This window comes from Segatella copri DSM 18205, from assembly GCF_025151535.1.
Lineage (GTDB): Bacteria > Bacteroidota > Bacteroidia > Bacteroidales > Bacteroidaceae > Prevotella > Prevotella copri.
In genome coordinates, this window is the sequence record NZ_CP102288.1 from 835,425 (window position 1) to 848,491 (window position 13,067).

A 13,067-nucleotide genomic window follows, 5' to 3' on the forward strand; every position below is an offset into this window, starting at 1 on the left:
ATAATTAATTATTTCTAAATTTCTTTCGTTCAACTAAAAATACTAAAACATAGAAAATCCAGCAATATAATGATAGCCAGATAAATCCTTTTAGTTCTATGTTATAGACTGCTACTAAAATCGTGCCCAACAATAGAACGGTAAAGTATTTCACTCTAAATGTATTTACATGCTTTTCATCAAAGACATGAAGGATATATTTTTTTAAGAATTTGTTTTGATATCCAAATTTCCCTTTGACGCTTAATTCCATGAAGATAAGTAGAGGATGTACTGCGAGCATCCAACAACTTAGTGCAAGATTTGCAAAATTGCATGAGAAGAAAACAGGAACAGCATATCTTAAAAACATAAGTATTACATGTATATGAAGATTCCATTTACATCTTATATGATTGTATATAAGGAATACGGGTATAGTTGTTACTGCAAGTATTATGATGAGTATTTTTATACCTATGGCATAAGATATTGCGATAAGTAAAAGCATGTAAAATAATCTAGACGCATAAATAGAGCCTTTGTGCTTTTCATAAAATACAAGGTCGTCATCTGTTAAACGCATAGTTGGATACTCTTCGTATTTTATAGTTTCTGCATCGTTTTGAATATACCCAAATTCATACATGGTGAACATTAGGAACATTCCAAGTATGAAATAGAAACCATTAAAAAATTGTTCATAGGCTTGTGAGCCCATGAAACATATCATTATATATTTAAATATAAAGGCTATAGTGCCTTTAATTCCTTTATAGCGAGTGTAAATTGAATACACTCCTGGAATATAAAAAAACAATTTATTCATATATCGTAATTAACTTTGTTTCAATGTTTAGTTTGTCAGACAAATGTTTCCAATAGTTCTTCTTGTTGCTGTATTGGATCAAAAATACATGTTGCGATTTCTTTATCAGCGCCATATCCGAATAGTTGTCTGTTATGATTCCCCAATAAGGAGGATTGATTTTATTATCAACTAGTACATTTAGCTTATTAGTTAATAAATCATGCTGTAAGCGTCCAAGACATTTATTATTCTTAAAGGCAAGTTTCGATGAGAAGACGCAAGGTATATTCATATTCTTAGAAACAGCAAAAGCTATGCAATCTAAAGTTGCAGAAACTAGAATAAGTTCCTTATTTTCTTCTTTAACTCTATTGATTATTTCTATAGTTTCATCGTTAATGCAATTAATTAGATAATTGTTATAGAATTCTTCAGCCATCTTGTTTAGCTGTTCTTTTGAATAACCTTTAAGATGGGTGAGTGCCCAATATCTTAAAAGATCTATTTTTGACAGACGCATGACTATAGCATTAACTATGATTAGAAATCTTGTTTTTCTAATTATAGTCAATACTTTATACCATGGTTTCTCTGAAAAAAAATATTTCAAAAAATCAAATGTCGTGTTCGAATTAAAAATCGTACCGCAAATATCAATTATGAAAATGTTATTTGTCATATGAATTTACTTCATTTTTAAAATTACGGAATCCATATCTTGAGCAAATGAATCCTTTAATTAATTGTTTCCAACAAGCCAGTCCTTTTCTATGATGCATAAATGGAAGAAAGACAATTCGAGCTATAAATTTTATTCCAGTCGCTAGTTTCCATTTAATTGGTACATAGTTAACTGTTATTAGCCATATGAAATTACGAGCCTGGAAATAATACCGAAATGGTGTCCAAACAAGTATTTTATAGCTACCTATAGTTATGCTTTTACCACCAACTTGATGATTCATTTGTATGTTCTGAGTGATTCCACATGTATACCCTTTATGTTTTGCTCGCCAGCACAGTTCAAAGTCTACGAAGTCTATGAAAAGAGTTGTTAATGTAAGACCTATTGATTGGAGTGTCACTAGTTCGATAATGCTTCCCGAAGAAATTATTTCACGCCTTTGGGTGAAACCTTCTTTGACGGTATCGTTTTTATGAACAGGTGATTTGTATTCCTCTTTCGTATAGTCATCTATTACCCTAGGTCCTAAAAACGCTAGCTTTTTATTATTAGACTTAATCCTACCGTATTCTTTTTGCATTTTGAGAGGAAAATCGATATCAATTTTACTATCTTGATCTAAAAATAAAATGTGCGTTATGCCGTTAGTTGATATTAGGCGCTTTATTCCTATATTTTGTGCAAATGCAATCCCAGTATTGTTCTCTAAAGGGTAATAGGTCATGTAACCTATTTTATCTTTTATAAAGTTACGGTAAGGTGAATTATCTACAATTACTCCCTTATAGTATAAGGCTATGTTTTTAACATTGTCGATTTCTTTCATGCTAGGGTTGTACATCACAATGATAATGCCTATATTTTCTGATAGTAATTTATTTTCCATATTCATTCGTCATTTTATATGTAATGCCAGTTTTTATTCCGTTTATCATCATTTTAATGCGATTAAATTTATCATCTTCTAGTAAGATGATTCTCAAAATTCGCATGATAAAAAAATCTTTAATTATTCGATATTTATCTTTGAGGGTTAGCCAATCGCGATGTTTGCGCCATAATAATACTTGGCTTCTGGTTATTTCTTTAGTTCGCCAGGCACTATAATTATTGGCTTTAATTGGCAGCCATTTTGCACTAGTGGGATTGCCCATTGTGTGACTTAAATTGTAATTTGTTAAACACACAATACTAAAACCTGCTTTCTGAACTCTTATGGACAAGTCATGATCAAGTGCATCCAAAGGAAAGCGTTTGTCAATTCCTCCTATAGCATTTAAAATTTTGGTTGGATATACTGTTCCTGAGTTTATGAATATTCGGCGTTGTTGAATTTCTTTGCAAATTGGCCATTTGTCTCCACCCAGTATGTACGGAGTATAAACACAAAATATGTTTTTTGAAAAAAACATTTCTATTTCTTTACGGTATGCTCCAAAATCTTCCCATTTACTATCTTGATCCATCGTTAGAACAAAATCGTAATGTTCGGATTTCGCATAATTCCATGCAAATTCTATTGCAGGAGCGATATATAAATTTTCTCCTGTAACATGCCATAAAACTTTTTCTTCCTCATTTTGCAATAAGCTCTCCATTCTCTTTCGTACAGATTTATCCTTATATGAATTATCCCAGATAATGAGTTTGTCTATGAAAGGAAGAAATAAATTAATATTAGTAGCAACCTGTTCTATTTCTGGGTTATATAATGTTACTACCCCAAGCATTCTATATTTATACATTGTCATATCAATTATTTATTGTAAAATTCTACTTATGTAAATTCTTATTCAATTTGTAAAGATCTACTACCTCTACTCTTATGAATTGTAAATTTTATTTTATTTTGACAAATTATATATACTAAGAACATGCGTTGCAAAAATTGTGGTATAGCCACAAAAATTAGTTCATCGAAAAATTGCATTGTTAGCACAAAAACTAAATATGTATACATACAAATACCAAACGCATTTCCATTACGAGCTTTACGATATATAAAACCAGTTACTAATCCATATATAAATGCATAAAATGCAACACCTATTGTGCCCAAATCTTGATAGAATGGTTTCATAATAGTGTATACATTTGTTGGCATTGGTACATATACAAACTCTCCGAAATCTTCGTGTTGAATAATACTTCCTGAACCCATGAGACGGTTTGTATATGCATATATCGTCCATAGACTTTCTGAACAGAATGAATCTGATATAGTTCGACGAAGATGCCCAAATGCAACAGGTGGTGACATAAGATACATGCCAAGAAAATCTAGTATAGATGTGTTCTTTTGGTAATCACTGTCACTATCTGATCTTGACAGATTGAAAATGTAGAATCCTATTATTAGTAAGATGCCACAAATAACAATAGTTCGCAGCTTAATAATCCTTCGTTCGAACAGCACGAAAAAAATCGTGATAAAGACAAGGAAAAAAGTCAGTTTTTCCATGTTGGCGATTGCATACGCTAGGCAACATCCTACAACACATATAATTTTCCATTTCGGGAGATAAGGAAAACGCCATAGACCTGTAAGGAGTAAAGCTTGATTTATCACCATAGTATAATTAAGAAAACCATGTCCATTGCCATTAACAGCTAATTCGCGCATATTATTCATCAAATCTTTTGAATCAAACATAGTCACAATTTTATAAATCTGATACATGTATAATGGTGTCATAATCATAGATAAGAAGAACAATATATTGAATATCGTTATATTAATTTTAATACCTTTTACGCCTGTTTTTATGTCTTGATTAGCTGGCATAAGTAGATATGTGCTAATAGAGGTTGCTGTAAATATTGCAAGCCAGACTGATATATTAGTGTAAAAGACATCTTGTATTGGGTCTATAATATCACTTGAGAAGGCTATAATAATGCCTAAAATGCTCCATATTAACAATGATAGAGTCCATGGCGCAAATATGTCTCCTAGGTCGTTGCTATAATACTTTTTAGTGACAACCTGTTTGTTCTCTCTCTGCCTGTATAGCATAAATGCTTTTACAAAAACTAAAGAGAAAATGTTGAAAAACAGAAGGTAACCTATGAGATGTTTATTGCTATGTTGCGGAACTACCACATTTCTTATAACAGCAAAAGACATATAATTCCTAGTAAATAAAGCTTTTTGACGCGCATACGCAATTGTTGCCTTTTGATAGGCAGCAAATGTTTGGGTCTTGTTGTTCTGTAATGTGCTAGCATTTTGCTTTCCTTCAACAGTTTGTTCATCAATATGACTATCCATATAATTTGCGTATTGTTTTTGAGCTTTATGATAATTTGAAGCTGTTGTAATAAGTTCTTGTTTTGCATTTTGCAAATATGCTTTGGATATATTGTGGCGTGTCTGAGTTACAAAATTTTGGAGCATCACTACAATGGAATCGAGCATTTGGGCTGCAATAACAGGATCTCTATCTGTAAATTGTATAGTTAAAGTTTGATGCTTTGTTGAAATATTGTACTCGATGTTATCTTTAATCATATTGATAGTGTCCTTGCATGCAAGATATTCCCCATAGGTCATACCTTTAACTGGTACATTTTTTTTTGATAATATTCTTGCAAAATCTTCAGTTTTTAAGGTTTTGCAATAGACTTCAATATCATTAATGCCAGAATTTTCACATCCAGAAAGGTCTCTGATTTTTGCACTAATATCATTTAGACCTATTGCAAGATCTGTTTCTTTAAATTCATCACCTAGTTTTGTTGTAGCTGAATATTTATTGGGCGTAAAATACCATGCTACTATTGAGAAAATAGTAGCCAAAATAATAGCGACAATATAGGGATAACTTTTAATATAATTCATTTTGAAATTGGTGAGAATTCTTCTTAAATAATGTAAATATTTATTGTGTTATGAATAATCTTAATTGATTCCATCCAAGTATGGTTGCACGGACTATAAATCCTAAAAACATCCATATAAAAATCGTCATGATTTTTGAACGACTGCTTGGCCGAATCGGTACACTTGCACTTTGTACAACTGTAAAAGCAGGAGTCTTTTCTTGTACTTTTGCTTGTGCTAATTGTAACTGTTCTACTACTTGTTGGTATATGTTGTATTTTAGTTGCATATCATTTTCTAAATCCTCAGTTTTTAATTTATAAGATTGAAGACTCAGATCCATATCCGCGTCTGCTGCAGCGCCATATTGTTGCCTGGCTTTATCGTATTGTTTACGTGCCTCATCAAAAAGTTTTTCCATATATTTTAAATCAACACGTGCTTTCTTTGTTTTGTAATTTGTAATTGCGATTTGAAGATGAGCTTTTACTGAGTCAGCCATAAGTGCAGCAACTAATGGGTCTTGATCAGTCACAGATATTGTTATGACACTAGTTTTTTTGTCAACGATACAATTAATATTTTGTTCTGTGGCTTTTGCAATGTTCGCTTCATCTTTGGTTAGCCAAAAAGGATTGATTTTGTTGTTCTCACGATGAGGGGTGATATCCTTTTGAGTAAACTTCTCTATAACTTTAGATAATGCTGCCAAAGGCCAATCCATAAGTGCTTTTTTTTGATGTTCTTTCAAATATGTGTAATAGTCGCACATGATTAAATTATCTTTAGTTCTAATTTTTACATTAAAAAGCCCAATAATAAAATCAGTAGAAGAAACCAAATCTGGATATATTTCAGGATAAAGGGCATCGCCAGACTGACCGATTTTCATATTCATACCGACCATTGAGGCCAATGAAGATATACTACCAGAAAAGCCAGCACCAGATTCTTCTGGTGCTAACATAACTGTACTCTTGTATGTTTTTGGAGTTGTGAATGCTACTATTAATCCTAATATGCCTGCTATAAATATATAGATAAGTATATATCGTTTGTCTGCCAGTAAGATTTTTATACAACTAACTAAATTAATTTTAATCTGTTTGTTGCAATTTTTATTTTCAATGTCTTTTCTCATAATGATATTTATATAATGTTATATTATTACTCTAACCAAATTCCGTGAGCTTTGCCACTTAAGATTTTGTAATATTGTTTGATGTTTATAATTAATCCAGGAACATTTATTAGCCACATAACAATGAGTAGACTATATATGCTTCCGTATACTCTACTTACTCCTATTGCTAAGGGTATATATATAGCAGCTGCTCCTGTTGTTGTTATTAGTTGAAGTTTAAGAGTACCTATTCCGTTTATTATATATGAGTAGCGTATACTTATTAACATTGTAAGAATGTACAGAGCCACTAAAATTTTCATTTTTATAGGTATATATACATTTGTACCTATCCAAATTGGAAATATGAATTTAGATGCGAATAACAAAGCTGCAATAAGCACAATAATTACTATTAAATACTTGTTCAATGTTATGTCTGAATGTCTAATCCATTGTATATCCCCCCTTCTATACGCATCTGTGGTTGCTGTCCAATATGGCATGCATATAATGTTAAAAAGTAACTGTGCCACGCTAAAATAACGATATGAAATTTGGAAAGGTGTCACTAATTCTGGGGTAAAAACATTTGATATAATTATATTAGATGACATGAATAATACCATACCAGCTAATTGAAGAATAAAAAATTTAATACCCATAGAAAATAATTCGGTTACCGTATTCCATTTTAAATATCGCAATGATGGACTTATGTACTTATACTTTCCATAAAAAGTAAGCCCCCAACTTGCTAGATATACGACTAATGGAGATGCTGTATTAACTAGCGTGATGGCAAGCAGAGAATGAATATCACTATAATATAATGCTGCTGTACCTAGTAACATGAGGGTTTGACCTGCGGTAACCATAAAGTTGTTTATTGCAGGTAACTGGAGTCCCATGAAAAAATTCCCAATAAATTTAAAAATAAATGTTGTACATATAACCGTGACAGCTGTGGTAACGACAGCTCGCAAATTATTGATAATTTCAGGATCTACATTAAAGAAAGCGTAAATATCTGTTTTCCAAATTAAGATATTAATGATTACGCAGGCTGGTAAAATAACGATAATGAGCATAATAAAGGTTGATGATACAGCTTTACGTGCACCATCTATATCGTTTTGAGCTAGACTTTCAGCCAATTTGTTTCGGAGACCATTTCCTAATCCAATGTCTAGGTTATCTACCCAAACTAGCATTGAACTTATTGTTAGCCAAACGCCATTTTCGTATGTACCTAAACATTTTAGAGTTAGTGGGACAAGGGCGAACAGTACTATTGTTGACCATCCCTTGATGAGAAGAGATGCTGCAATGTTTTTTTGTATAAGTGCTGTGCGTGGGGATTTTCCCCAAATTCTATTTCTCATGTTCTATTATAAAATAACCTTTAAAATATTTGATTTTTTACCACATCTTTCTAAGACAATCTCTTGTATTCATTTTTTTAAAACGATAATGGCTTACCCATACTGATGTCTCTTGTTTTTCTCATTGCGAGAAAAATAGAATGTCTTTATGTCTTTCGTCTTAAGACCTGTATAGAGACGGTCTTGATCGTCTTCAAATAGTTCTTTCATTGCTTCTGAATATTTGTTGCCTAGTATTTGCTTCAATAGGGTGTTAGCCCACGCAAAGTCGAGTAGAACAGAAGAGTGAGTGGAGATAATAACCTTATAGCCTGCATTCATCACTGCTATCACTTGCAGCAGAACTGTTTGCATGGCGTTTGGGTGAAGACCCATTTCTGGTTCTTCATTCACTATGTATCTATAATTTGGGGTAAGTCTCAGGTCCGCTAAAATGCTTTCCTCTTCATTGCGATGGTTGAAGATAATCGTACCATTCAAATCTTTGCATTGTTCTTCTGTTACGAACATACTCCCATTCACTCTTGGCTGTAAGACAAAGGAGTATTGGCTTTCTTCACAATTAATAACAGAACAGATTTCTTGGGTATGCTTTACACCGAAATAAACTAAGTCTTCGGCATTATTTTGCATAGTATAGTTGCATAACCTTTGTTCGTAAAGATTATGTATAAGTAAGAAATAGGATATAAAGTTACTCTTATCAGAGCCATTAGCTCTGATAAGGACGTTTATATCTCTTAGTTCCAGTTCCATCATTTTGATGGATTTGTAGTCTTCTATTGATATCTTTTTTATCATATAGTTTTATTTCTTTACTTACTCATATTAGCAATCGTAGCAATCATGGCGGCGATGCTGCTCATGCTGCTTCCAACTCTCAACTCCTCTTGTTTTGCTGGAGAAGTTGATGCCAAGCTTGACAACTGTTCGCTTATCCATAGCGAAAGGAGCTGCATAGTTTTTGACTTCTATCTGTTGCAGAGCTTCTTCGGCGCTTCCATCTAATTTGCATTCGATGATGTAAATGTAGTCGGAAGTTTGAATGAGAACGTCCATCCTGCCATCACTTGTCGGTATTTCTACCTGTGTGTGGAATCCCATAATCTTAAAAATGAGATATAGGGCATTTTGGAAGTAAAGTTCTGCTTCGCCTGCTACCTGATAGCTGTTATCTGCAAAGAAAGCCGTAAGCCGATTCATAAATTGTTCAACATGTCCTGCTTCAACATCCTTCACAAACTCATCGACCATAAAGGCGGAACGATCACCTGCAGAACAGTATAACGGTAGGAGGAAGTTAAGGAAACCTTCTTCCACCTCTTTGTTCGGGAAGCCTAGCAGATATTTCTTAAACCTTTCGTCATAGCCTTTGATAGTGAGATAACCACTCTGGTATATCACAGGTATCGGATTGGTTGACAGCGAATCCACGCTGTTGATTACATCGTCTGATACCCTTTCCTTTGTCATGTCTGGCAAACGATAGTTGTGCATTTTCAGCAAGTCAACTAGAAATGTTGGTGTGCCAGTCTCAAACCAGTAGTCTTTATAGCGAAGTCTTGACAAAGTGTTCAGTACGCTGAATGGGTTATAGATGCCTACTGTATTTTCCTCGAAATGATATCCGTCGTATCTTGCCTTCAGTTTTGCTATTGTGGCTTCTTCTGTATCGCCATTGGCTTCGGCTAATTCGTTGATACCTTCCTTGAAATTCGTAAGCAGTTCCTTCTCTGTCATTCCGCAGATGCTAATATAGCGGTGGTCCATCGAGATATCCGTCAGGTTGTTGAGGTCGCTGAACACGCTAACCTTGCCAAACTTGGTTACACCTGTGAGGAATGCAAACTTGATATATCGGTCTTGTGTCTTCAATACAGAATAGAATGCTTTCAGCTGTGCACGGTGTTCTGCCTGTAACTCTGGGTCGCGCAGGGTTTGGAGTATAGGCTTGTCGTATTCATCTATAAGAATTACGACACCACATCCTTCTTTCTCCGCAGCTCTTGCTATCACACCCTTGAAACGAAGGGCAAGTGTGGCTTCTGACTCACGGGCTCCATATTTGCTTTCCCAAGTTGTGAGGTAGTCATTAAGAACTGTATACAGACTATCTTTCTCTCGAAAGTTGGCTGTGTTGAGATCAATATGGAAGATAGGATATTTCTTCCAATCTGTTTCCAAGTCATATATGGCTAAGCCCTCGAAGAGTTCTTTCTTACCCTGGAAGTATGCTTCCAAAGTAGACAGAAAGAGACTCTTTCCGAATCGGCGTGGACGACTGAGGAAATAGTATTCTCCCTCTGTCGCCAACTTGTACACGAATCGGCTCTTATCTACATACGAATATCCATTTGTACGTAGCTTTTCGAAATCTTGTATTCCTATAGGATATTTCATAAAATGACTCCTTTTTTATAGGTGTTTGATTATTCTTACTTATTCATATTGGCAATCGTAGCAATCATGGCGGCGATGCTGCTCATGCTGCTTCCCATACTCATCATTTCGGCGGTACTCATCTTGCGCTTCAGCTTGGCTGGGATGACAATCTCGCTGCCTGGCTGCACTTTGGCACCATGAGAGAGCTTGGCTACCTTGCCATTCATATAGATGATGTATGCTTTGCTCTTTAATGCATCTGAGGCAAAACCACCTGCCTGGTCGATGTAGTAGCTTGGCTTCTTGCCCTTTTCGTAGGCTACCGTATTGGCAAACATTACAGCACCGTTGATCTTTACCGTACCATTGTACTGAGGAATGACCAGACGGTCACCCTCGCGCAAGATGATGTCGGCATCACTGCCTGGGTTCGCCAGTGCTTCTGGAAGATCAATACCTACAGGGTATTCGCTAGGTACATTGAACTTCTCTATGTTGGTGCGTTCTACATCCTTAGAGGTCTGCGAGATGGCACTGGCATTGTTGCTGCTGGAGGCTAGCTGCAGAAGATTTTTCTGCATCTCTTCGCGCTGCATCTTCAATACTGCCTCCATGCGCTGCTTCTCTTGTTCGTTGGCTTTGCGGATGATGCGGGCTCCCTTGAGATATGCCTGGTCGGTAGCTCCACCTGCCTTCTTGAAGAGTTCACTCAGGCGGGCGTTGCGACGGTCTAATGTATAGAGACCGGCAAACATCACTTCACCGGTAATCGATACGTTCTGCTGCTCTACATAAGCCGGACTCTGACGGATCATTACTTCATCAAATGGCATCAGCTTGAAGCCAGGGGTGCCGTCGATAACGAAGCCGTCTTTAAGAGATAGGGTGTAGGTCTTGGCGATAATGCTATCTGGACGTAAAGCCTTGGCATCCATTACTCTACGGCTTACCATTACATTAACGGTTGAAGCCTTGTCGGTCAAGCCGCCTGCCTGAAGAACGAAGTCTTCGAGGGTCTCATTGTCGGCATATTGATAGACGCCTGGATACTGCACTTCGCCACGGATGGTGAGGGTGCGCTCTACAATCTTTTCCTGTCGGGTAGGGATGAAGAGAACATCGTTTTCCTTCAATGGGATATCTGGAGTCTTGCCGTTCATAATGCCGGCAATGTCTACACTTACTACTTCGAGTGAGCGGTCTGACTTCATGCGGTGCATAACGGCACGGTTGGTGAAGGCTTCCTCTGTTAATCCTTCGGCATGCTCTATCAGAGTGCGTACGCTGTTGATCTGCTCGCCCAGGTTGTACATGCCAGGACGGAATACGGCTCCTTTCACCTCTACGGTGTTGGCGTAGCGTGGCAGGATGCTGTCTACGCTGATTGAGTCGCCGTCATCGATACGGAAACTGGAGAAGTCGAACTCTTCTATATTATATACGGCACGTTCTCTGCCGGTCTTGCGGTTCAGTCTTACTGATTTCTTATAAGCATCGCCTGTAAAACCGCCGGAATACTTCAGAAGGGAATTGACGCTCTCGTTCTTCTTCATTTCGTAAATCATCGGGCGCTTAACCTTTCCGGCGATGGTTACGAGACAATCGTATGGACCTACTACGATGACATCGTTGTCGGCAAGACGGACATTACCCGTCAGTTTGCCGTTCAGAATATAGTCGTAGATATCAACAACCGTTACCAGTTTGTTGTGTCTGTATACCTTGATGTTTCGCAATGTACCCAGATCGTTGGTTCCGCCAGCCATGTAGAGTGCATGGAATACGGTAGCGAAGGCTGAGAGGGTATAGGTGCCCGGAATCTTAACCTCGCCCATTACGTTTACCATGATGGTCTTGGTCTGTCCTACGGTAAGCTTGATGCGGCTTGAACGGTATCTGCTGCCCACGGTATTGCGCAGGCGGGCATTAGCCTGAGCTACGGTTAAGCCTGAAACGCTGACCGGTCCATAACCCTCGATGGTTACTTCACCATCTGGCGAAACGGTGCTCTCGATGGTTTTCTGAGAGGCGCCATAGATATCTATGATGACGGCATCGCCAGGCCCCAGACGATAGTTCTGTGGGGTAGCGATGTTCATATTTGGCTCGAAACTGAGGTCTTTGTTATTGAAGATGTCACGGCCGAAAACCTTACTGCGCTTCTGGTTGAGCTCAGCCTGCAGCTGTTTTACCATGGTAGCGGTATCGGGTACCAGGGCGTTCATTTCCTTGCTGAAATCGTCATAATCTGGGTTGGTTTCATCATAAGATGAGTAGTAGCTGTCGTTCTGCTTGCTCTGGATGCGATAATTGCTATAGGTTGAAGCCTGTTTCTCTTTTTCCTTGTCCTGGTAATCTTCTCTTTGCTTACCATTGTTGGTCCGCATTCTCTTGTTGCCTGCATTTCCTGCAGCGGTTGTGCTGTAGAGCTCGTTCTGCTGCGACATCTTCTGATACTTATTGCGTACACGTCGAATCTGGGAGATGTCTACGCCCTTCTGCATCAGTTTGGTAACAATCTGCGAATTGGCTGTGCCACGCTCATGTTCTTTCACTACAAAGCTCATGACCTGATCATCGGTCATGTGTGAACTCTGTGCGAAAAGAGGCCCTGAAGACAGGACGAGCGCCAGTACAAGTATGATATGTTTCTTCATTATTATTCTTTTATCTTAGTTTAATTTATATAATAACTCGAAATGAGTTATTTTGTTGTAGTAGAAGATTGAAAAGATGTTAATAAAACAAGAAACCCAGGGCTGAACCCTGGGTTACTGATGTTCTGAGCGAGATACGGGAGTCGAACCCGCCTCACAGGCTTGGGAAGCCCGTGCACTACCGATGTGCTAATCTCGCGAAGGAAAATACTAACTCCTTTC

The 13,067-nt window shown here is 37.0% G+C and carries 10 protein-coding genes and 1 tRNA gene; all 11 read right to left on the reverse strand.

The window, feature by feature from the left end:
- Nucleotides 1–4 precede the first annotated feature (4 nt).
- Nucleotides 5–808, reverse strand: coding sequence for a hypothetical protein (locus NQ544_RS03355; protein WP_006846805.1), 804 nt, complete (start codon nt 806–808; stop codon nt 5–7).
- Nucleotides 801–1,469 carry an HAD-IB family phosphatase gene (locus NQ544_RS03360; RefSeq protein WP_006846804.1) on the reverse strand — a complete coding sequence of 223 codons (669 nt, stop codon included), beginning with the start codon at nt 1,467–1,469 and terminating at the stop codon, nt 801–803. The genes NQ544_RS03355 and NQ544_RS03360 overlap by 8 nt, the downstream gene beginning before the upstream one ends.
- On the reverse strand, nt 1,459–2,361 hold the full coding sequence (locus tag NQ544_RS03365) for a glycosyltransferase family protein (protein WP_153133980.1): 903 nt from the start codon (nt 2,359–2,361) through the stop codon (nt 1,459–1,461). The genes NQ544_RS03360 and NQ544_RS03365 overlap by 11 nt, the downstream gene beginning before the upstream one ends.
- Entirely contained in the window at nt 2,351–3,220 is an 870-nt protein-coding gene (locus NQ544_RS03370; protein WP_153133979.1) for a glycosyltransferase family protein, read from the reverse strand. Before NQ544_RS03370 ends, NQ544_RS03365 begins: the two co-directional genes overlap by 11 nt.
- A gap of 44 nt (nt 3,221–3,264) precedes the next feature.
- A complete protein-coding gene (locus NQ544_RS03375; protein ID WP_006846801.1) occupies nt 3,265–5,316 on the reverse strand; it encodes an O-antigen polymerase in 2,052 nt (683 codons plus the stop codon).
- A 40-nt stretch (nt 5,317–5,356) separates the two neighbouring features.
- Nucleotides 5,357–6,439, reverse strand: a complete 1,083-nt coding sequence (locus NQ544_RS03380) for a Wzz/FepE/Etk N-terminal domain-containing protein (protein WP_006846800.1) — start codon at nt 6,437–6,439, stop codon at nt 5,357–5,359.
- A gap of 26 nt (nt 6,440–6,465) precedes the next feature.
- Entirely contained in the window at nt 6,466–7,806 is a 1,341-nt protein-coding gene (locus NQ544_RS03385; protein ID WP_006846799.1) for an MATE family efflux transporter, read from the reverse strand.
- A gap of 93 nt (nt 7,807–7,899) precedes the next feature.
- Nucleotides 7,900–8,607, reverse strand: coding sequence for an AAA family ATPase (locus tag NQ544_RS03390; RefSeq protein WP_006846798.1), 708 nt, complete (start codon nt 8,605–8,607; stop codon nt 7,900–7,902).
- 27 nt (nt 8,608–8,634) lie between these two features.
- Complete coding sequence (locus tag NQ544_RS03395; protein WP_006846797.1) at nt 8,635–10,206, reverse strand: ATP-binding protein; 1,572 nt, start codon at nt 10,204–10,206, stop codon at nt 8,635–8,637.
- A 35-nt stretch (nt 10,207–10,241) separates the two neighbouring features.
- Nucleotides 10,242–12,845: an SLBB domain-containing protein gene (locus tag NQ544_RS03400; protein WP_006846796.1), complete on the reverse strand. Its 2,604-nt coding sequence runs from the start codon at nt 12,843–12,845 to the stop codon at nt 10,242–10,244.
- A 128-nt stretch (nt 12,846–12,973) separates the two neighbouring features.
- Nucleotides 12,974–13,044, reverse strand: a tRNA-Gly gene (locus NQ544_RS03405).
- Between the last annotated feature and the right edge of the window lie 23 nt (nt 13,045–13,067).

What these genes read in the sequence shown, in the direction of transcription:
- NQ544_RS03395 (WP_006846797.1), bottom strand. Translation starts at nt 10,206, where the DNA reads ATGAAATATCCTATAGGAATACAAGATTTCGAAAAGCTACGTACAAAT.
- NQ544_RS03365 (WP_153133980.1), bottom strand. Translation starts at nt 2,361, where the DNA reads ATGGAAAATAAATTACTATCAGAAAATATAGGCATTATCATTGTGATG.
- NQ544_RS03375 (WP_006846801.1), bottom strand. Translation starts at nt 5,316, where the DNA reads ATGAATTATATTAAAAGTTATCCCTATATTGTCGCTATTATTTTGGCT.
- NQ544_RS03400 (WP_006846796.1), bottom strand. Translation starts at nt 12,845, where the DNA reads ATGAAGAAACATATCATACTTGTACTGGCGCTCGTCCTGTCTTCAGGG.
- NQ544_RS03360 (WP_006846804.1), bottom strand. Translation starts at nt 1,469, where the DNA reads ATGACAAATAACATTTTCATAATTGATATTTGCGGTACGATTTTTAAT.
- NQ544_RS03390 (WP_006846798.1), bottom strand. Translation starts at nt 8,607, where the DNA reads ATGATAAAAAAGATATCAATAGAAGACTACAAATCCATCAAAATGATG.
- NQ544_RS03370 (WP_153133979.1), bottom strand. Translation starts at nt 3,220, where the DNA reads ATGTATAAATATAGAATGCTTGGGGTAGTAACATTATATAACCCAGAA.
- NQ544_RS03385 (WP_006846799.1), bottom strand. Translation starts at nt 7,806, where the DNA reads ATGAGAAATAGAATTTGGGGAAAATCCCCACGCACAGCACTTATACAA.
- NQ544_RS03355 (WP_006846805.1), bottom strand. Translation starts at nt 808, where the DNA reads ATGAATAAATTGTTTTTTTATATTCCAGGAGTGTATTCAATTTACACT.
- NQ544_RS03380 (WP_006846800.1), bottom strand. Translation starts at nt 6,439, where the DNA reads ATGAGAAAAGACATTGAAAATAAAAATTGCAACAAACAGATTAAAATT.